This window comes from Agrilactobacillus fermenti (assembly GCF_021030645.1).
Lineage (GTDB): Bacteria > Bacillota > Bacilli > Lactobacillales > Lactobacillaceae > Agrilactobacillus > Agrilactobacillus fermenti.
Window position 1 is genome coordinate 17748 of sequence record NZ_JACGCJ010000026.1, and the last position, 20664, is coordinate 38411.

The 20664-nt window shown below is 39.5% G+C and carries 19 protein-coding genes; 7 read left to right on the forward strand and 12 right to left on the reverse strand.

Annotation, left to right across the window (positions count from 1 at the left end):
- The first annotated feature begins 68 nt into the window (after window positions 1-68).
- Window positions 69-770, forward strand: coding sequence for a zinc metallopeptidase (locus FHQ08_RS09640; RefSeq protein WP_230914203.1), 702 nt, complete (start codon window positions 69-71; stop codon window positions 768-770).
- Between the two features lie 131 nt (window positions 771-901).
- Window positions 902-1852 (forward strand): S41 family peptidase, encoded by a 951-nt coding sequence (locus FHQ08_RS09645; RefSeq protein WP_230914204.1) that lies wholly within the window; start codon window positions 902-904, stop codon window positions 1850-1852.
- A 174-nt stretch (window positions 1853-2026) separates the two neighbouring features.
- On the opposite strand, the gene FHQ08_RS09650 is transcribed toward FHQ08_RS09645, so the two are convergent.
- From FHQ08_RS09650 to FHQ08_RS09675, 6 genes are all read right to left on the reverse strand, one after another.
- Window positions 2027-2668 (reverse strand): ATP-binding cassette domain-containing protein, encoded by a 642-nt coding sequence (locus FHQ08_RS09650; RefSeq protein ID WP_230914205.1) that lies wholly within the window; start codon window positions 2666-2668, stop codon window positions 2027-2029.
- A 4-nt stretch (window positions 2669-2672) separates the two neighbouring features.
- Window positions 2673-4751, reverse strand: coding sequence for a hypothetical protein (locus FHQ08_RS09655; protein WP_230914206.1), 2079 nt, complete (start codon window positions 4749-4751; stop codon window positions 2673-2675).
- A gap of 289 nt (window positions 4752-5040) precedes the next feature.
- Complete coding sequence (locus FHQ08_RS09660) at window positions 5041-5286, reverse strand: hypothetical protein (RefSeq protein ID WP_230914207.1); 246 nt, start codon at window positions 5284-5286, stop codon at window positions 5041-5043.
- Between the two features lie 940 nt (window positions 5287-6226).
- A complete protein-coding gene (locus FHQ08_RS09665; RefSeq protein ID WP_230914208.1) occupies window positions 6227-6427 on the reverse strand; it encodes a hypothetical protein in 201 nt (66 codons plus the stop codon).
- A 321-nt stretch (window positions 6428-6748) separates the two neighbouring features.
- The gene (locus FHQ08_RS09670) at window positions 6749-6940 is read right to left on the reverse strand and encodes a hypothetical protein (protein ID WP_230914209.1); all 192 of its coding nucleotides are present in this window, start codon (window positions 6938-6940) and stop codon (window positions 6749-6751) included.
- Between the two features lie 103 nt (window positions 6941-7043).
- Entirely contained in the window at window positions 7044-7898 is an 855-nt protein-coding gene (locus tag FHQ08_RS09675; RefSeq protein ID WP_230914210.1) for an MFS transporter, read from the reverse strand.
- A gap of 351 nt (window positions 7899-8249) precedes the next feature.
- Between FHQ08_RS09675 and FHQ08_RS09680 the strand changes: the two genes are divergently transcribed.
- On the forward strand, window positions 8250-10091 hold the full coding sequence (locus tag FHQ08_RS09680; protein WP_230914211.1) for a heavy metal translocating P-type ATPase: 1842 nt from the start codon (window positions 8250-8252) through the stop codon (window positions 10089-10091).
- 87 nt (window positions 10092-10178) lie between these two features.
- Window positions 10179-11642: a cardiolipin synthase gene (gene cls, locus FHQ08_RS09685; RefSeq protein WP_230914212.1), complete on the forward strand. Its 1464-nt coding sequence runs from the start codon at window positions 10179-10181 to the stop codon at window positions 11640-11642.
- A 98-nt stretch (window positions 11643-11740) separates the two neighbouring features.
- Here the strand turns inward: cls and FHQ08_RS09690 are convergent, their stop codons facing one another.
- From FHQ08_RS09690 to FHQ08_RS09715, 6 genes are all read right to left on the reverse strand, one after another.
- Entirely contained in the window at window positions 11741-12421 is a 681-nt protein-coding gene (locus FHQ08_RS09690) for an NADPH-dependent F420 reductase (protein ID WP_230914223.1), read from the reverse strand.
- Entirely contained in the window at window positions 12418-13473 is a 1056-nt protein-coding gene (locus FHQ08_RS09695) for an LLM class flavin-dependent oxidoreductase (RefSeq protein ID WP_230914213.1), read from the reverse strand. The genes FHQ08_RS09690 and FHQ08_RS09695 overlap by 4 nt, the downstream gene beginning before the upstream one ends.
- A 177-nt stretch (window positions 13474-13650) precedes the next feature.
- Window positions 13651-14901 carry an MFS transporter gene (locus FHQ08_RS09700; RefSeq protein ID WP_230914214.1) on the reverse strand — a complete coding sequence of 417 codons (1251 nt, stop codon included), beginning with the start codon at window positions 14899-14901 and terminating at the stop codon, window positions 13651-13653.
- 463 nt (window positions 14902-15364) lie between these two features.
- Window positions 15365-15841, reverse strand: coding sequence for a hypothetical protein (locus FHQ08_RS09705; RefSeq protein ID WP_230914215.1), 477 nt, complete (start codon window positions 15839-15841; stop codon window positions 15365-15367).
- Between the two features lie 83 nt (window positions 15842-15924).
- Window positions 15925-16158, reverse strand: coding sequence for a hypothetical protein (locus tag FHQ08_RS09710; protein ID WP_230914216.1), 234 nt, complete (start codon window positions 16156-16158; stop codon window positions 15925-15927).
- Window positions 16159-16361: 203 nt separating this feature from the next.
- On the reverse strand, window positions 16362-16760 hold the full coding sequence (locus tag FHQ08_RS09715) for a PaaI family thioesterase (protein ID WP_230914217.1): 399 nt from the start codon (window positions 16758-16760) through the stop codon (window positions 16362-16364).
- Window positions 16761-16790: 30 nt separating this feature from the next.
- On the opposite strand from FHQ08_RS09715, the gene menB reads away from it, so the two are divergent.
- From menB to FHQ08_RS09730, 3 genes are all read left to right on the forward strand, one after another.
- Window positions 16791-17618, forward strand: coding sequence for a 1,4-dihydroxy-2-naphthoyl-CoA synthase (gene menB, locus FHQ08_RS09720; RefSeq protein WP_230914218.1), 828 nt, complete (start codon window positions 16791-16793; stop codon window positions 17616-17618).
- Window positions 17619-17928: 310 nt separating this feature from the next.
- Complete coding sequence (locus tag FHQ08_RS09725; protein WP_230914219.1) at window positions 17929-19398, forward strand: o-succinylbenzoate--CoA ligase; 1470 nt, start codon at window positions 17929-17931, stop codon at window positions 19396-19398.
- Between the two features lie 314 nt (window positions 19399-19712).
- Window positions 19713-20576, forward strand: a complete 864-nt coding sequence (locus FHQ08_RS09730; protein WP_230914220.1) for a hypothetical protein — start codon at window positions 19713-19715, stop codon at window positions 20574-20576.
- Window positions 20577-20664: the final 88 nt, after the last annotated feature.

A 20664-nucleotide genomic window follows, 5' to 3' on the forward strand; every position in this document is an offset into this window, starting at 1 on the left:
CAGACCTAAGACTGATGTAACTTGCGGCCACTTTTTGCATAATAAGTTTATGAAAGGACGTGTACACTATGTTCATGCCATTTTATTTCGATTGGACCTTTATCTTAGTCATCTTTGGGCTCGTATTGTCAGGCCTTGCGTCAGCTTACGTGAACAGTACGTTCCGTAAGTACGACCAATACGGCAGCCAAAAAGGCATTACTGCAACGGATGCAGCCCAGTATATTTTACAAGAAGCGGGCATCCATGACGTTCAGATCCAGCAGATTAGTGGTAACTTAACCGATAATTATAACTCCCAAAATAAAATGTTGAGTTTGTCAGAAGCGACTGCCAATTCCACATCAGTGGCCGCAATTGGCGTAGCTGCCCATGAAGTGGGCCATGCCATCCAAGATCACACGGGTTACGCGCCCCTTAAACTCCGCGCTGGTCTTGTGCCTTTAGCTAATATTGGTACTTCTGTTTCTTTTCCACTAATTTTAGTCGGTGTTTTACTGAGCTGGAATCAAACGCTGATCAATATTGGTATTTTGGCTTTTTCGTTAGCTTTACTTTTTCAATTGGTTACGTTGCCGGTGGAATTCAATGCCTCTATCCGCGCCGTTCGAATTTTATCCAGCGGTCCTTTATTGAATAGCGATGAAGTCCCAATGGTTAAAAAAGTACTGACAGCAGCGGCACTCACATATGTTGCCGCCGCCCTATCTACTTTCTTACAGTTATTACGATTGATTTTGCTATTTGGTAATAATCGGAACGATAATTAATTAGCATATCTAACAAAAACTATCTCTAAAAGGATTTAACATTTTAGAAGATAGTTTTTTTGTAAAGTATTAATATAAATGATAGTATACAGTTATAATATATTTATCACTTTTAAATCAAGAGGTTTAAATTGAAGAAAAAGAAAAATTTTATACCAATACTTATTGGTATCGCTATTTTGATGGTCGTGTTAACTGTTAGCGCAATGATTAAAGTTAATTTAACTAATAAAGAATATGTCAACAAGCTCTATAAAACAGCTGTTTTTGATAAACATGTAAACAAGGAAAGATGGTATCAACAATATAAGAATACGGTGATACTTACCAATGCAAAAATGAATAAAGTAGCTAAGCAAGCGAACAAACACGCTTTCATACAACAAAATAAGCCATTACTAAAATCTCATGTTCTAAATAGTAAGCCGAAACAAAAAGAGCTCTATGGTTACGATGCCCTTATACTCCCTAATTTTAGTAATGATAAATCTCAGGGAAAGGCACGATTTAATAAATATATTTACAAATCGAGAAAAATCATATATCGTGCTGCTAGTAAAAAAAGTGGACTGATAATTGATTTAAGGAATAATTTGGGTGGGTCATCAGAAGCGATGATACTGGCCATATCACCGTTTGAGCAAAATAACAAGGCACTTCTATATGAACAAATTAACGGAATAAACCACTCAATTGAATTATCTGCAAAAAAAAGTAATAAAGGTACAACTTTATTTTATAAGGCAAATGCCAATAATTTAACGGTTAAAGATGATTTTCATTCTGTAACTGTTTTAAAAGATAAAAAGTTAATGAAAACAAAAATAGCCGTTTTAATAAATAATAATACAGCAAGCGCAGCTGAATATGTTTTGTTAGCTTTAAAAGGAAATAAAAATGTAAAAGTTTTCGGTGCACCGACAGCAGGATACACTTCATCAAATACCAATTATAAGAAAATGACTTATCCAGCTGGGTGGCTCGTTGATGCCAATAAACAAAAAATTTATAGAAACGATCCTATTCAACCAGATGTCAATGGGGTAAACAAGAAAAATATAAAAAAATGGTTAAATAATTAATCAAAACAACTTGTCAAACTGGTGATTTTCTCTGAGATTATAAATCCTGATTACTCGAAAGTGAGGCAAAAGATACAACTAAAAACCGTGCCTGAAAACAAATTTGCTTTCAGGCACGGTTTTTAGTTGTATCTTTTGTCTCGTTACCTTATTAACCCCAAAAACAACATACGATCATCTTGGATAAGCAATATGAATATTTTTTGTGGCTGCCTTAATCAATCTAGCATCATGCGTTGCAACAATAACGATTTTGCCGCTATTGGCGAATTCTTTAAGCAGCGTAACGATTGCCTCAGCATTATGGTCATCAAGTGAACTTGTTGGCTCATCTGCCAATAATACCTCTGGCTCACGTAAAAGCGCCCGGGCAACACCTAATCGTTGTTTTTCCCCACCAGATAATGTTAAGACCGGTTGATTCACTGAGACGTTTAGATTAACTTTCTGTAAAACTGCCATAATTTTATTTTGACGCTCAGTTTGACTAACTTTTGAAGTGAATGCAATATTCAAATTTTTTTGAACATCCGCTTCTTCAAAAAGACCATAGTTTTGGAAAATAAACCCAAATTTATGCTTACGAATTTTTGTAGCAGTTCCGCCTCTAGGATTTGTGAACGTATAATTATCAAATTGGAGAAAGCCATCATTCCAATTCTCAAGTAAGCCAATAATACTCAGTAACGTCGTCTTCCCAGAACCACTTTCCCCCGTAATCGCAACAAAGTCCTTTGGGTGCAGACTTTCGGAAATATTTGTGAACAGTTCTTTATCTTTAATTGCTTTGCTTAGATTTTTAATTTTAATTTCCATTGAGCTACTCCTTAAAAAGATTCTTTACTGAAATATTTTTGAAGTGTCTTAATAAAAGTACCCCTACGACAGTATCAACAATAGAAAAGAAAATAATATTGATTACCCCGCCAATACTGTATATACGAAGAACCTGAGCGATTAAAAGTATGATTTGCACCACATTTATGACAATAATTGGCCAGTAAACCGCAAACATAGATCTTCCATTAAGACTATGAATTGCTATTTTGCGGCCATTTGCAAGCGAAAATAATTGGTAGAAATAAAAGATAATCACAATACTAAAGACAAATATCACTGATAATTGTAATTTATAAACCAGTGTTCCCCCCAGCGTAGCATTAAATACAACACCCGGTAATTGATTTTCTGGGATGATCGACTGTAAATTATCTTCAAGATGATACTTTTTCAATAATGGTAGTATTTCTTTATAAAACTTTTGTGGACTCGTACCCTTTGTTGGAATTTTTAACGCATTGTGGTAATCATCCAGGCTTGATAAAAATGGCCTATCACCTGAAACAGAGTTATTAATGGTATTGACAAATATTGTCCTTGGGACTGGAATGGTTACATTAGGTACCCCATAAGTCTGCATTTTTTGATTGTTTTTGATGTATATCACTTTAAAGCTTTTACCTTGATAAACGTTGTCCAAATCTTTTTTCAAATTAACAATCTGAGCTTCATACTTTTCAGGAATGAGTACAATTCTTTCGCGTTCGTACATTGATATCTTCAGCCGTCTGCCATTTTTATCAACCAAGGGATTATATTTAAGGTAATTTGAATTTATACTAAAACTTGATCCCATTGTTAAATTAGTGTCTAACACTTCTGGATCTGAAATAACCCCACCCATTTCAGTAATTTTATTATATAGCGCATTCTCAATACCAATCTGCACACCGTGGTCATCTTTATCAAATTCAATCGCATCAAAGCCAACCGATACAGGATAAAGATTCATAAAAAGATTCGAACTTTTATCCTGATTTTTTTCCAAATACGATGCAAAGTTTGAAGTCACCGGAGCTATAATACTTACCGTTAAAGAAATAAGCAATATTTTTAATATACCGAATGCCCAAATGAACTGGGGTTTTAGCTTGTAAACAGATTTTGTCGTTTTAAAAGATTCCCAATATACAATTTTAACCGTTACAATTAATAAGGCTAGGCCCACAGCAATAGCTAAAATAGCAGTTGAGAAAAAGGAAAGGGCTACAGTTCGAAAAATGAAGGCAACAAGAATCATACCTAAAATTGAAATAATCGTTAAATTTCGGCCAATGGTTCGCCACATAATAGTACTCGTATCAAGGCCTAATGATGCATATACTTTTATCCTTTGAAATAGAAGAACGCCATACCATGTGATTAAACAAATAAATAAGATAAATGATAGCCCTAAGACAATTTTAAGGTCAAAAAAAGTGTCAGTTGCCCCATAAGGAAATTTGGGTGTTTTTTCGAAATCTACCTGCGCAAATTTTGTGTTAAATTCACGATTGAAATTTGCTCGAACACTGTTTAGAAATTGTTCTTTATCATAATTTGATTGGCTATCAATAAAATAATAGCCATCTAAATAATTCGGTGCTTTTTTAAACGATGAGATGGTTATATAATCGCGATTCGAGATAAAGGGTAACCTTGTGTTTGATTTTATTTCGGGATCATTGCTATATACGGTGCCCCGGTTAATTTTCCAAGTAGAGGCCCCCAACTTCTTAACCATATCAGACTGTTTTTCAGCTAAAGTATAAAAAAACATGTGCGTTGCATCCGTATGAAAAAGACCATTTGGTTGTAATTTAGGCGCCAAGCTAACGGCAACAAACACCACATTAACACCAGTTTGCTTATGTGCTGCTAATAAAACTTTTTTGACAGACCCAACGGACGTCACCTGCGTTACATTAGAAGGCGTTGGTAAAGCGAATTGTGGGTAATTATGGGCTACATTCATATTTTTATTAATCAAATAAGACTCATGGCTCTTATTTGAAACAATCCCGATCAATAAAATCATGAATAAGGTGGTCAAATAAATCAATAAACGGATATATTTCATAATGATCTCCCCCAATATAGTGTACATAGTATGTGTCCACTTTGTATCTGAAGTGTTAACCCAAATACAAGTACTGATTTGGGCATGCTTCAGTACAATCCCTTTTTTCTAATCGGTTAAATAGTGACCATTGTGGCGTTTGATGACAATCTTACTGTACAGAATTCCAACTGAAAATCCTGTTATTTGTATCCACTTTATAAATAGCTAAGAGAAAAAAATAAGTGTCTCTGGACTAATTCATCCGTCGACACTAAAAAACATGACATAGAATAATTAATTGTTAAATTTAAACGTATTTTATCCATAATTCTCCTCTAGGCTCAATCATAGAATTCTCCGGAAGAAGTGATGGATCGGATGCTTGGACTACTTTACCAGAATCATCGAAGGTCACAGATCCCTCAGATTGTGTTAAAGAATTAATCGGAATCTCATAGCTCGAACTTGCAAAAGTTTTACCCGAAAGAAAGAAAAGAGAAAAAGAAAAAATAAAAATCATCGCAAACACAATAACCCTTACATCTTTAAGCATAGTCATTTTTTCATGGCTAGCTCCCCCTTAAAATAAATTTGCAGACATCTCGCAGAGTTAGTGTAGCACTTTTTTAAAAAAATACAAGCGTTTTCAAATGTTTATTTTATTAATTTTTGTTTACTTATTATATTTATTTTAAGAATTAAAAAAGTATCTTATTATTTTTAAATTAATTAAATATTTATTCATTGTAATTCTGTATATTAATAAAAAACACTTTGGTTTGAGGTTTTGAGGTTTTGAGGTTTTGAGGTTTTGAGGTTTTGAGGTTTTGAGGTTTTGAGGTTTTGAGGTTTTGAGGTTTTGAGGTTTCTAAGATTAACAACTTCATTCAAGTACTAATGGAAACCAAAATAATAACAAAAGCGATTATCAAAATAGCCTGACTCCGATTTAATATCGAAATAAAGCCACTAATTTGGGTTCTATTGATTATCTAACTTTTTTGTACTTCGACTTGACTTCCCATCCTGACTCTTGGAAAGCCTTCGTATTCATCAAATATAATTCTCTACTAATACTGAACTGTATTGCCACCTGAAAAAGAATTATTTGTTTTATTTATTCCTATCTCTAGGAGTCAACATCATAGATACTTGCTCATTTATTAACTATAAATAACTAAACAGAATCACTCTCCAAATCTTTCAAGTTTCGAGAGCAGGGTACAACAACCAAGCATTAACAAGAATCACGACAAGCGCCAATTTTTCAATTTAAGTGAGGTCCTTTTCTTTTGTAACACGTTTAATCAACAAACATTTATAATTAAAACACTAGCCCTATTTTCACAAGGCATTTCTTTCACGTAAGAATTGAGTTAGACCTTCTCTGTCTATAATTGGAAGACCCCCAATCTTCTGAATATGTCGCGTTCGAGAAAGATATAAAAGATATGGGACCTATAGCAAGCTATGACGGAGGCTCTAAGCCAACGTCACTGGTGGGCATCGTAGTGGGCATCGCTATTTTCTAGCAGATAATGGTCAACTTCTCTAGGATCTTTAATCACAGGAATATTTGTCTGACGAACTTGCTGTCCGAGTTCAAAGTTTAATCGTTCACTCTTGGTTTGAGCCAGGTCAAATGGGACACGACCTTCGGCAACAACCTTTTTTAGTAAGGTATTAATGAGCACCGATTGAAATCATCATAGAGATCTGCATCAACTTCCACTTGAATCCACTTTTTATTTTTATTCGTACTAGCCATACTGATCACCTCGAGGGTATTATAGTATTATATTACTCATTAAATCTCATATTGGTTTACATAGGCTCATATATCGAGTAACTATCTATGCTAAAGTTGTAAAGTTTTATCACTATATATAAAAACCGTGACTGAAAACAAATTTTGCTTTCAGTCACGGTTTTTTTAGTTGTATTTCACTGCACTTAGCTTCCTAAAGTTTGAGGCATGTTTTTGCTTTTGAAAGCACATTAATAAAATGTACTAGCTAATCTCGTTTTTTAGTTTGAAAAGTTCCGGTAATTATTTCAGCAATTGCTGCACCAACTGAAATTGCAGCCACAATCCCACCAATAACTACTAAGCTATAAGACGAATCATGCTTTGTTAAGAGATACCACATGATTGCAAATGAAAGTAACATACCAATAGCTAGCTTTACAATGAAACTTCGCGACACAGTAATTAACCTCCTTGCGGTCAGTGTGGTGTTAGTATAAAACTCATTAAAACTTATTTCAAATTACTAATGGAACCATTAATTAAGTGCGATTATTTTTTTACTAATTGACACTCTTTTTATCCTGCCAAAATGAATAACCCTTTACTAACAAGCTTACCAGAAGCACCCCAATACCCACGCTGCCAAATGTACCGGCAAAGCCAATTTGATCGATCAGCCAGCCTGGGAAATGATTTGCTGTCATGACTGTTTGGAAATAGAAATAATAGGTCGTGCAAAAAGTAGCAAATAAAGCATGGTAGAGCATCAAGCGCCGCAATAACGGTTTGGTCTTAAGGGTGTGATAAGCCAATTGTATAATTTTAATAATAGACAAAGGCTTTTCCGTCGAGCGTGGCAGACTAGGTTCCTTCATAAAAAGTACCATCCCTATTGCCAAAATTGCCACAACGATGGCAATGCCATATGTCCATACAAAATGCCAATGAACCAAAAAGCCAGCAATCAGCACACCGCAATTATCAGCCAGCTCATAGATCATATTCGTGTGACTGATCACTGCTGGATAAGCTTGTGTTCGCCGACTTAAACTCAAAGAATCATAAAGTAAGGCGTCAATCGTGCCCGACTGCAAATTATAAGATAAAGCCTGAAAAATAAATCCCACCGCAAATAGCCAAAAATGTTGTCCAAGAATCATTAAGATAGCCGAAATAATTGCTGCTAGACGGCCGCCAATCAACACTATGCGATAGGAAAAGCGATCAGCAAGGACCCCTGTAGGTAATTCAAACAAGACACTGGCAATATGGAAGATACTTTCACATAGGCCAATTTCAACCAAGGTCAAACCCTTGGTCTGCAAGTAGATCACCCATAAACTCGTGATGCCAAAATACGCAAAAAAGGCATAACCATAGCCCTGACGGATATTGTGTAAATAATTAATATTCAATTTCACCACTCCAGTAAATTTTAATTCTAATTACTGAAGTGGCTGTACATAGGTGATACTGCGCTTTAAGTTCAACCAATGTGCCATTATTTAGCCTCCGCAAAAATTATAAAACCATTATAGCATAATGAGATAAATTAAGCGTTTAAAATACCATCTGTTATTAATATTAATTATTATTTATATACGTAATAAATTTTATCAGGGAATACCCTTTGTTTTAAATATCACTAGCTGCCATACCATTATGACAAGTCTAAATGATATAATTAGGTTAGTAAGGCTTTAATATAAGTCATTATTTAATAACACACAATTGATAATAATTATCATTCAAAAGGAGGGGTAGCCATGCATGCGCGCAAACTACTAAGTATTTTGACGATTGGTGTGGTGGCACTAATTCTGCAGTTTGCCTTGGGCCACGCGGATTGGGCGCAAATCTTAATTACCTTGACTGGCGCTTTTTTCAGTTTTTTGATGTTGATTGAAATGGTCAAAACACTGCGCAGCGGTAAATATGGCGTTGATCTGCTGGCTATTTCAGCTGTGGTAGCAACTTTAGCCGTGGGTGAATATTGGGCAAGTATCGTTGTTTTGATCATGCTGATCGGTGGCGACACCTTGGAAGACTATGCCGCCCACCGAGCTGGTAAAGAATTGCAGTCACTGCTGGATAATACACCTGAAACTGCACATATTTTGCGACATGATACGCTGGAAGACGTCAACATTGATCAGGTCCAAATCGGCGACACTTTAGTGGTGCGCCCTGGAGAAACCGTTCCTGTTGATGGTAAGATTCTCACTGGAACTTCTGAAGTTGATGAAGCATCACTGACCGGTGAATCACGGCCCGTCTATAAAGCTCCGGGCGATACCGTCATGTCAGGTTCTGTCAATGGCAGCCAGGCACTACGTCTACGCGCTGAACAATTGGCGACTGATTCTCAATATCAAAAAATCGTCCGCTTGGTAGCTGAATCTCAAGCACGGCCAGCTAAGTTTGTCCGCTTAGCCGATCGCTATGCGGTACCCTTCACCGCGATTGCTTACCTGATCGCGGGCATTGCTTGGTTACTGGCTAAAGATCCAGTTCGTTTCGCGCAAGTCCTAGTGGTTGCTTCACCCTGCCCGTTGATTTTAGCCGCACCCATTGCCCTAGTTTCCGGTATGAGTCGAGCCAGCCGAAACGGTGTAATTGTCAAAAGTGGCACGACCATTGAAAAATTAGCCACGGTGAAAACAGCAGCTTTCGATAAAACCGGAACATTGACGACTGGTCAGTTAACTTTAGATCAGATTGTGCCTCAAGCGCCTTTCACTAAAACCGACTTATTACAATATGCAGCTAGTGCTGAACAAAGTTCCAATCACGTGCTTGCCCGTTCTCTGGTCCAAGCTGCCAAAGAATTGCCGCTTTTTAACTGTGACCATTTAACGGAACACACGGGCCAAGGAATCGAAGCCCAAGTCAATGGTAAAATTGTCAAAGCCGGTAAATTAGCTTTAGCGGATCCTAAGGGTACCCAGACGCCACGCACGCAAACTGCCATTTACGTGAACATCGATGGTCAATTTGCTGGATACATTACTTTTAAAGATCAAATCCGGCACGAAGCTGCCACAACTTTGGAACGGTTAAAACAGCAGGGCGTCGCCCAAACTTTGATGATCACCGGTGACCAGCGTGCGATTGCTGAGACGGTAGGCAAACAAATTGGGATCGATATGGTCAAAGCGGACTGTCTCCCTGAAGAAAAAATTAATTTAATTACAACGCTACCGGTAAACCAGCACCCTGTAATGATGGTCGGTGATGGTGTCAATGATGCCCCTGCCCTAGCAAAAGCGGATGTGGGTGTTGCCATGGGTGCTCATGGTTCCACTGCGGCTAGTGAATCGGCTGATGTGGTGATCCTAAAAGACGATTTAAGTTATCTCAATCGGGCAATGACCATCAGTCAAGATACGATGAAAGTTGCCAAGCAAGCAGTCTGGATCGGTATTGCCATTTGCATCGGCCTGATGCTGATTGCCAGTACTGGTTTGATCCCTGCTTTTATTGGCGCGATGTTCCAAGAAATAGTTGATACAGTTTCGATTTTATGGGCGCTTAAAGCACGGGCAGAACATCACAAAAAGATACCAGCACAATTACCACCAGCTGCTTCGGGTACAATCAATAAATAAATAATTTCCATAAATTTAATTCTCTCATGTTGACTTTACCAAGGGGTTATTCCATGATTATAGTATTATTGGACGAGGGAGTTAGCGATGGAGATCTTTGTAAATATTTTAATAGTCTTGGTTGTGATCAATACCGCCGTCGCCATGCTGACGGTGTTTCATCGACCTCGCAATATTACTTCAACCTTAGCCTGGTTGCTGGCGCTGTTGCTTCTGCCGGTGGTCGGGTTCTTGTTATACGCTTTTTTGGGTCGGGGTATTGCCGAAGAGAATATCTTTGACTTGACCCACCAAGAACACGTTGGTTTAGCGCGGCTGAAACATATGATTTTGTTAGATAATCAAGCTGAAAACCGAACTAAAAATCCTGATTCTACCACACATCGTGCTAAATTATTGATCCATTATTTCAATCGAACCGAAGACGCACCATTAACCAAACGTAATCGGGTCAAGATTTTTACTGATGGGCAAGAAAAATTCGATGCCTTATTTGACGATATTCGACAAGCCAAAGAAACAGTCCATGTTGAATATTATTCTTTTTATAATGATGATATCGGTAATCAATTTTTACGTTTGTTAGAACAAAAAGCTCGTGAAGGCTTAGAGATTCGCTTGATTTACGATCCTTGGGGCTCGCCTAAAGCTAACAAACGCTGGTTCCAAAAGTTGATTGACCTAGGGGGACAAGTAACGCCCTTTATCACCTCCCAGAACTTAATTGCCAAAACACGTTTAAACTACCATCTGCATCGTAAAATTGTTGTTGTTGATGGGGTCATCAGCTGGACTGGCGGTTTTAACGTCGGGGATCAATATTTAGGTAAGAAGAAAAAGTTTGGCTATTGGCGTGATACCCATATCCGCATTGTTGGGACGGCTTCTTCTTCCTTACAGGAGCGCTTCATCATGGATTGGAACGCTTCTGTCAAGAATGAAGCTATGAAAATTGGTTATAACGAGAAATATTTCCGTGCAGTCACTGAAGAACTGTCCGGCAACAGCAGTATCCAAATTGTTTCTGACGGCCCCGACACTCAGGAAGAAATTCTAAAAGGCGGTACGATTCGAGCGGTTTTAGAGGCTAAGAAGTCGATCTTGATTCAGTCACCTTATTTGATCCCAGACGAATCTATGACCAGTGCCCTTATGGTGGCTGCGCGTTCTGGCGTCAACATTAAAATTATGATTCCAGATAAACCAGATCACCCGTTCATCTATCGTGCCACCCAGTATTATGCGAATTTCTTGCATCAGCTAGGTATTGAAATCTATATTTATGACAATGGTTTTATCCATGCCAAAACCTTAGTGATCGATGATGAAATTTGTACCGTTGGTTCTATGAATCAAGATTTCCGCAGCTATGCGCTTAATTTTGAATGCAATGCTTATATCTATGATCGCTCTGTTAGTCATCAATTAACTGAAATTTTCATGGCCGACATTGAAGATTCTACTTTACTAACGGACGATATCATTGAGCACCAGGGAAATTGGTTACGTTTCAAGCAATACTTCTCCCGCTTACTATCACCGATTTTATAGTTTTACTCTGTAAAAAAAAGCTTCTGGAACAAAACATTCGTTTTGTCTCAGAAGCTTCTTTTTTATAATCGTCGCTATTTTTAAATGAAGCTGGCAAACTAATGCATTCGATCAGCGATCTGTTTGCCAAAATCAGTCTGATCAAAATGATCAATGGTATGCTTTAATTCATCATGCCGTAAACTAGCGCCAAACAGTGGGCTGCCAGGTTCAGTCATGATACCATCAGCCATCTGATAATGTACGACGGTATCAAAACCCATGCTGTCGACGAACGCTGCCACCTGATCAACCGCATCATGATCATCACCGGTCACAAATAATGCTTTTCGCTTAGCGTCCCCTTTAGGCCGTGCTTCTTCTTGCAAGTTATGATAACCCATATGGTTGAATGTCTTCACAATGGTCGCACCCTTGAAGTAAGCCTGTACCTGCTCACTAGATGTTGTCGTTGGATCTAAGACTTCTTCACGAATACCATCTGTTTCCCACCAGTAGTTCATCGCATCAATAACCAGTTTTCCTTGAAGCAGTGTCGGATCAATATTCTTGTAACGACTCAGAGGTATTGCCAAGATAACCACATCACTATTGGCTACAACCTCTGTGTTCTCGGAAGCAATTGCCCCAGGTACTAAGGTCTTAATTGTCAAAGCAATTTTCTCAACGGAATCAGATCCAGAAATACGCACCTCATAACCCGCAGCTAGCGCTAACCCTGCAAGTACGATCCCGACTTTACCAGCACCCAAGATACCAACACGTCGAATTGCCATTATTTCGTCGCCGCCTTTTCTGCCAAGATCTCTTTCACCCGAGGCACGACTTTGGTGCCATACAATTCAATCATGCGCTCGCGCTGAGCTGCTGTTTGGTTGCCGGCACCGTAAACGATGTCGAATCGGCCTAAGTCAAGGAGATCAATGGTTCGTGCCATCCGCTGTGCCACAGTTTCAGGATTCCCAACATAGAAAGAACCGACTTTGGTTTCACCATCAAACTGTTCCCGGCTCATTGGTGCCCAGCCTCTCGTCAGACCAATACGGTCGAAGTTGGCTTTGATATTCTTGAAAGCTACTTCAATCGCTTCATCCTCATCATCGGCAATAAAACCGTGAGAGTGCACAGCAATTGGAAATTCTGGTTTGCCTAACTGTTCAGCCGCCGCATGATATAGATCAATATAGGGCTTAAAGCGATCTGCTTGGCCGCCAATAATCGCAATAATTACTTTATAGCCAAATTTCACAGCTCGAATAATTGACTCCGGTGAGCCCCCGATCCCAATATAAGTTTCTAGAGCACCCTTTTCAGTCTTCGGATAGACTTCTTGATCTTGTAGAGCGGCACGGAATTTACCAGACCAAGTGACTGGCTTTTCCGTCCGTAATTGATCATACAATGCCAACTTTTCATTAAATAAATCATCATAATCTGTTAAATCATAACCAAATAGTGGGAAAGATTCTGTGAAAGAGCCCCGACCTAACATCACTTGTGCCCGTCCATTCGATAGCGCGTCTAAAGTAGCAAACCGCTCGTAGACACGGACAGGATCATCTGAACTCAAAACTGTTACAGCTGTGGCTAATTTGATATTCTTTGTCACCGAGGCAATGGCAGCAAGTACCGTCTCAGGGCTAGAAACACTGTAATCTGGCCGGTGATGTTCACCAACACCCATGACACTCAAGCCAAGCTCATCAGCCATCTGACCTTCACGTACAATTTGCCGAATCGACTCGGCTGCTGTCTTTAAGCTACCGTCTTCATTTGCAACAATATCACCAAAAGTTTCTAATCCAAATTCTAAATGTTCAATATCTACCATGAGATGAATACCTCCTACACATCGTCCACTTACTTTTTATAAGTATCTGTTATTATAGTATTGCATTTTGGTATAGATAGCAACTAAAAGTTTCTGGATTTAGATAATATGTCCTATTTTTGTAAAAAAAGCCCCCAGAAATTAGATTTTTTAACCTAACTTCCAGGGGAACAGCCCTTAACTGTCGATGTCGCTGGTTTCTGTTTTAACGCCCATCTTCAAACATCGTAACGCTGGTAGTGATAGCATGACCACAAAGCTGAGTATGTATAAGGTTGCTAAGAATCCCATAACCATGACCAAACTGTAATGGTCCATTAAAAAACCAATGACAACCGATGAGAATCCGCCAATTGCCCGACCAACATTAACAATCAAATTGTTTGCGGTGGCACGCACATGTGTTGGGTATAATCTTGAAATAATGGCGCCATAACCGCCAAACATACCGTTTGAAAAGAAGCCAAGAATCATCCCGGCAAAGATCAAAGTCACTTCATTAACAACTACCGTAATGAGAAAAACCGATGCTGCCGAACCAAGTAGAAAAATGCCATAAGCTAAACGGGCGCCCAAACGATCAAGAATATTTCCAAAAGTGACCATCCCAATACTCATACCAATAATGGTCGCGATCATCCATAGTGATGATCCAGAAATCGTAATGCCCAATTGTTTTTGCATGATCGTAGGCAACCAGTTCATTAGTCCAAAATAGCCAGCAATCTGTACCACGACCATAAACATCAATCCTAATGTTTGGGCCGCCAACTTAATAGGAGCAAACAGTTCCCCAAGATGAGCTTTAGGTCGATCTGCCCGTGCCTTGTCAGTCAAGAATACATCACTTTCTTGTAGATGTTTGCGAACTAAGAAAGCCAAGATCACTGGCAGCAGACCAATTAAAAATAAGGTCTGCCAACCAAAGCGAGGCATAATAAAAGCTGCTGCTACTGCCGCAAAAATAGCGCCTACTTGACCACCAACAGCGGCTACACTAGTCATTCGACCAACTCGGTGCTTCGGAAAATTCTCAGCAATCAGGGTAATGCCAACACCGTATTCGCCACCTGCGCCGATCCCCGCGATAAATCTCAAAAGATAGATCAGCCAGATTGAGTTAGCAAAAAACATGGCCGCAGTAGCAAAAGCAAAAATAAAGATCGTATAAGTAAACGTCTTTACTCGGCCGACCCGATCACCAATTAAACCAAAAATAATGCCACCGACCAACATGCCTAAATTCGTGATGGAACTGATCATCCCGGCTGCTGCACCGGAAATATGCAGTTCAGCAATAATGGGTGCCAGTGCGAACGATAGAAACATCACATCCATATTTTCCAAAGCAAAACCCGCACTCGTCGATAAAATCGTTCGACGCTGATTGCGGGTAGTTGTAGACATATTGAGTTTCGTGGTTTCCATTTGTGTTGCCTCCAAAATGCATGCTCACAGACATGCTTTATTTCTTTGCGCATGTGGCTGAGACAAAACTAACGTTTTGTTTTCAGCCACTTGTTAATTACGAATATTTATTGCTTAAACGTGTTCCAAAAGGCAATGTCCTCACTTAACTACGAATCACTCAAATGGAAAAGCCCACCATTTATCGTGACTCTTGTTAGTGCTCGGCCACTGAACGCCTTTTGTCTCACTCTCACCTAGAACGATTATTCCACAATATTGTAACTGTGACAAGCACAAATTGGCAATACAAACCAAGAGCGTAAGCATCCCGGGTCGTTTTTGAGCGCCAGCCTAAGCTTACGTTATGGGTAAATTTTTCATTTAAATTGGGTGATGGCGTGGCCTTTTAAAACACGTTTGCCCCAAAAATAAGCTTAATGAACTAGTGGCTGAAAATAAAAACACTGGTGTTTTACCTTAGTCACATTTGATTAATGTTTTCAACGTTAATGGGGACATTATCTGGCAAATATTTTTGTAACTCTGTCCGAATGGCTTCCACCGTCTGATTAAAAGTTAATTGAACCCGTTGATGTGTCATCGTCATGAAAATAGCGATCACCCGATTCTTACCATCGGGGAGATCGACGGGTATCAATGTGATTTCAGAAAAGTTATTATAGGGCACAACTCGAGAAAAGAAGCCCGTTGTCACCAAGCGTTTATTGCCAATACCACCGACGCCATTAATAATGTTTACTAGAATAAATGACGAAACACCAATAATATAGGGCCAATTGGCAGCCCCGGGTGTTGCCAATACCCAGATACTCAAAATCACACCTAAAATAGGTGTAAATAAGCTATATCGTGCGCGTAGTGTAATTTGTGACTGCCAATACACACCATATGCTGCACTAGCAATCATTGCTATATCTAACAAAATAATAAGGATCATTGGGCACCTCCAAAGAATATGGTGCAATACAATCCATATTATAACCCAGGATCATAAAAAGCACAGTAAGACAATCCAAATAATTAATAATTCCAAAATTGAATACTCTTGATAATCAGATCAATTCGCTGTTTAAGTTCAACGGAATGCCGCACCCAAGTCGATGTCTGCGTTGTCGTCACTGGCGTTTGGTCAGTCGTACTTGCAGTCACCGTATTTTGAGATATACGTTGTGGCCGACTGAGTTGCAAGGTTAAAAAACACAAGCAAACAATCAGGAAAAAACAATTTACCATTTTAAATTTGCTTTGCCGCATTTTCTGCCTCCAAACCCAGAAGTCCATCACAGCATCAATCAATGACGCCTTTTAAATTTAGCAGATTCGCCCCCTATAAGGTATTTGGATCTGACAGTTCCCTAACAGTACAGGCTTTGGCCAACTTTAACGCGGCAATATATGTCATAACGATTGTTATCAGATAACATCAATACTCGCATTTAGCCAAAATATCTGCTAAATTAAGACTTGTCTGAATATTTTGACACCGTTTTAACAGTTAGTGTGACTGTACTAAGACTGGTCGCTACTTGCGAACCTTTTTGAAAAGTCGTGACTTGATAAACCAGCAATTGGCGGCCTAACCGGACTGGACTTGATTTTGCTTGGAGCACACCACCAGTCACTGCTCGTAAATGATTCGTTTGAATGTTTACACCTACTGCAACCTGCTGGGTTTGCTGAGTTCGTAAAAATTCATTAGCAGCCAGACTAGCGGCTGTTTCAGCCAACACACTATTAACGCCACCATGTAAAATACCAAATGGTTGTTTTACCGTATCGGCGACGGGCATTTCCAGAATCGTTGTTTTGGCATCTAATTGCACAGTCTGAATGCCAAGGTGTTCTAAAATATTCATCCAATCACTCCTAAAAGAAGGTATACATATATGTCTACAGAAGCATTTCAATGGACCAAAGTTAAAGATTACAGCGAGATCATCTTCGAACGTATGGACAAAATCGCTAAGATCACAATGAATCGACCGCAACATCTAAACGCTTTTACACCTGTAACCGTACAGGAAATGATCGACGCATTCAACATTTGTCGTGATGATGCGACCATCGGCGTCATCATTTTAACTGGTGCTGGTGATAAGGCGTTCTCATCTGGCGGCGACCAAACTGTTCGCGGCAATGGTGGTTATGTAGGCCCTGACCATATCGCGCGTTTGAATGTTTTGGATCTCCAACGTCTGATTCGCGTGATTCCAAAGCCAGTCATTGCTATGGTCAAGGGCTGGTCTGTCGGTGGTGGTAATATTTTACAACTTGTCTGTGATTTGACCATTGCCGCTGACAACGCTAAGTTTGGTCAGACCGGACCAAAAGTCGGCAGTTTCGATGCTGGCTATGGTTCTGGCTACCTAGCCCGCGTCATCGGTCATAAACGGGCTAAAGAAGTTTGGTTCTTAAATGAATTTTACTCAGCTGAAGAAGCTTATAACATGAACTGGATCAATAAAGTCGTCCCACTAGCTGACGTCGAAAAAGTGACCATTGACTGGTGCCGAACGATTCTTAAACGCTCGCCAACAGCGATCCGCCTTATCAAAGCAGCGATGAACGCGGACACTGATGGCCTTGCTGGATTACAGCAACTCGGCGGTGACGCAACCATGCTCTTTTACACCACTGATGAAGGTAAAGAAGGCCGCGACGCTTTCAATGAAAAACGTGACCCTGACTTTGATCAATTCCCTAAGTTCCCATAAAACAGAGCGTGAGTGAGCCCGATTTGCTTCAGAGCATCAACCTAGATTTGCGTAAGGGGCGATCTTCCCATTAGCAAATCGTAGTTGAGTGATGAAGTTGGGCACACGAACGCATTTAACAGAGCGTGAGCAGCTTCGGGTTGTTTTCGAGTAACAACCTAGAATGATACAGTGGCCGCACTTTCCCACAAATCATTCGTAGTTGAGTGAGAAAACTGGAGCTGTGAACGCGTTTAATCAGAGCGTGACAAAGTCGTTACCTTTTGGCACGTTTTTCCCCACCAAATCTCCACAAAAAGAAGGTCATGCTATGGAAAATTGGCTCAAAAAACGTAGCCAGCTTTCTGCCGAAAAAATAGCGTTGGTTTATCAAGACAAGCCCATTACTTTTTCAGAATTAAATCAAATGGTTCAACAGCTAGCTGGTCAAATCAACCGGCAGCTCACTGATCAGCGACCTGTTGCGGTGATTGGTAATAATAATTTGATCACTTATCAAGCAATTCTAGCGGTTCATCAATTAGGTTTACCTTTAGTACTGCTAAACTTCCGCCTATCTGTTAGGGAATTAAATTTACAGCTAAGTGATGCCCAGCCACAGCTGGTTATTTTGGACCAAACTTTAAGCAGCGTAATATCCCCGGAACAGTTAAATATGCCAACGATCACCACAGCCGAATTAACGCGGGCGGCCATTAAACCGTTCCAAGTTCAAACCGAATTTCAAAATGATCAGTTGGCTGATATTATGTACACTTCTGGTTCCACTGGTCGACCCAAAGGCGTCATGCAAACTTTTGGCAATCATTTCTATTCGGCTATTGGCACGGGGCTAAACTTCCAACTGACTGACCAAGACGCTTGGCTCTGTGCGGTCCCATTATTTCATATTAGTGGCTTGTCAATCATGATGCGTAGTTTGATCTATGGCCTCACGGTCTATTTGGAGCCTAAATTTTCAGCCCAGCGTATTAACGAATTATTGAGTCATGAACCGGTCACCATCATATCTGTCGTCCCCTATATGTTAAAAAAGCTACTAGCAACATTACCCTTAGCTCAACACTACCAGTCAAAATTTAGAATTATGTTTCTCGGCGGTGGCCCCATTGACCAACAAACTTTGACCCAGTGCCAGCAGCGCCATATTCCGGTAGTCCAATCTTATGGGATGACTGAGACTGCTTCAAATGTCGTCGCGTTAAACTTCAAAGACGCGCAACGTAAACTAGGCTCTTCAGGGCAAGCTTTGTTCCCGGTACAGCTTCGAATCGATCATCCGAAAAATAAAAAATTGGGCGAAATCCAATTGAAAAGTCCAACGATCGCTCAAGGCTACCTGAATCAACCAGAACTTTTTCAAAAAAAGTTTACCCCAGACCATTGGTTTAAAACTGGTGACGTTGGCTACCTTGATGCTGACCATTTTCTTTTCGTAAAAGGTCGACAGGACACGATGTTTATTAGCGGCGGCGAAAATATTTTCCCCAATGAAATCGAAGATGTTTACCACAATTACCCTGATATTCAAGAAATTGTGATCAGTCACGAGTCTGATCCGCAATGGGGTGCAATCCCAATTGCCTATATCGTTGCTAAGCCACAAGCCCAGCTCTCGACTCAAACATTGACCACCTTTGGCCGCCAATATCTTGCTCACTACAAAGTTCCGAAGAAATTCTACCTTCTAAAAACGTTGCCAAGAACTGGAAATGGCAAGATCGACTATCGTGGGATTCATGCGTTGCATCCAGATGTGAAACAGTTGTTATCTAATTAATAACGTAAACTTTCAAAATGAGACTTGGGTTTTAACAAATTTGAGAGTTTTTTAAAACGTTTTGTGCAATAATATAGTTACAGAGATGTATAACCCACTTATCTTAAATACCTTCCTCCCAAAAATGTAGAAAAGATAAATACATCTCTCCCCCTATTCCCCAAGAAGCCCTGGACAAAAAAGTGTTTTTGCCTAAGGCTTCTTTTTTGTTATTTAAATAGTTACTACCCCGTTGATTTAGATCAGCAGTATCTTTCCATAATGTTTATTCTGATCACAAGACAATAGGATTCAAATAATGATAAACTTAAGGGATGAAAAATCAAAAACTAATTGCTCATTCATTATTGTGCTTAAGCTTACCAATATTTTTGGGGGCATGTACAACACAAAAAGAATCCACTAATCAAAAGGCAAAACCAACCACCTCGATGCATCGGACAAATCAGTATCAAAATACCTTAGCAATCGCAAAGAAGCACCAAAAAATCCAACAAGATAACCTGAACAAGCTTCCAAAGCAAACTTATAAAAGTGAAGCAAGTTATGCTTTTGGCAGAGATAGTTACCAAGATATGGTTCATAAAACGACAGCGACCATTCAAGGCGTCATTACAAATTGGACCAATGTACCTGCTGCACAAAATATGCCAGTAACAATTTTATCAGTTTACGTTCATCAAGAGTTTACTGGAAAAGCCAGCGACTTGGTTGGTAAAACAATTTATGTCTATCATCAAGGTGGCATCATTGCCAGAGATAATTTATTAGCCGGTGAATTAGATAAACTCGGCAGTCAAAAGTTATCCCCGACACAATTGCAAGAACTCGTCCTCTCTCAAAAAGAAGGCTTTGAAGTTCCGGTTGTTGGGACTGAAGTGGTATTCAATCTCAATAAAATTCCTAAGGGTGCTTTACCAAAAGCAGCCGAGATTGTTGATCAAAGTTTAAGTTATGCTTTTGGTTGGGATGAACAGAGTTCATGGATCAAACAAGCAGATGGGAAATATGTCATGTCCGGCCAATCTGATAAACCGTCATCGAATAATGGAAACTCTTCGGATACACTTCAAAACCAATCCTCAGAATGCAATGTCAATAAACAAATTACAGCAGAAATTAATCAAAAGGTGCTCAATCGGCTATACTCCTACTTAAGTAGACAGGTAAATAATTAAAACCTGTTTGCTTAGGAAGGAGTATTTTTTATGGGCCGAAAAGGTTCCAGATATTCTATTGATGAGAAACTTCATTTCATTGGCCTAC

Bases quoted from the DNA above. Each gene is read 5' to 3' on its own strand.
- FHQ08_RS09730 (WP_230914220.1), top strand. From the start codon at position 19,713: ATGAAAAATCAAAAACTAATTGCTCATTCATTATTGTGCTTAAGCTTA.
- FHQ08_RS09705 (WP_230914215.1), bottom strand. From the start codon at position 15,841: ATGATCCTTATTATTTTGTTAGATATAGCAATGATTGCTAGTGCAGCA.
- cls (WP_230914212.1), top strand. From the start codon at position 10,179: ATGGAGATCTTTGTAAATATTTTAATAGTCTTGGTTGTGATCAATACC.
- FHQ08_RS09650 (WP_230914205.1), bottom strand. From the start codon at position 2,668: ATGGAAATTAAAATTAAAAATCTAAGCAAAGCAATTAAAGATAAAGAA.
- FHQ08_RS09725 (WP_230914219.1), top strand. From the start codon at position 17,929: ATGGAAAATTGGCTCAAAAAACGTAGCCAGCTTTCTGCCGAAAAAATA.
- FHQ08_RS09695 (WP_230914213.1), bottom strand. From the start codon at position 13,473: ATGGTAGATATTGAACATTTAGAATTTGGATTAGAAACTTTTGGTGAT.
- FHQ08_RS09715 (WP_230914217.1), bottom strand. From the start codon at position 16,760: ATGAATATTTTAGAACACCTTGGCATTCAGACTGTGCAATTAGATGCC.
- FHQ08_RS09640 (WP_230914203.1), top strand. From the start codon at position 69: ATGTTCATGCCATTTTATTTCGATTGGACCTTTATCTTAGTCATCTTT.
- menB (WP_230914218.1), top strand. From the start codon at position 16,791: ATGTCTACAGAAGCATTTCAATGGACCAAAGTTAAAGATTACAGCGAG.
- FHQ08_RS09660 (WP_230914207.1), bottom strand. From the start codon at position 5,286: ATGCTTAAAGATGTAAGGGTTATTGTGTTTGCGATGATTTTTATTTTT.
- FHQ08_RS09710 (WP_230914216.1), bottom strand. From the start codon at position 16,158: ATGCGGCAAAGCAAATTTAAAATGGTAAATTGTTTTTTCCTGATTGTT.
- FHQ08_RS09700 (WP_230914214.1), bottom strand. From the start codon at position 14,901: ATGGAAACCACGAAACTCAATATGTCTACAACTACCCGCAATCAGCGT.
- FHQ08_RS09680 (WP_230914211.1), top strand. From the start codon at position 8,250: ATGCATGCGCGCAAACTACTAAGTATTTTGACGATTGGTGTGGTGGCA.
- FHQ08_RS09655 (WP_230914206.1), bottom strand. From the start codon at position 4,751: ATGAAATATATCCGTTTATTGATTTATTTGACCACCTTATTCATGATT.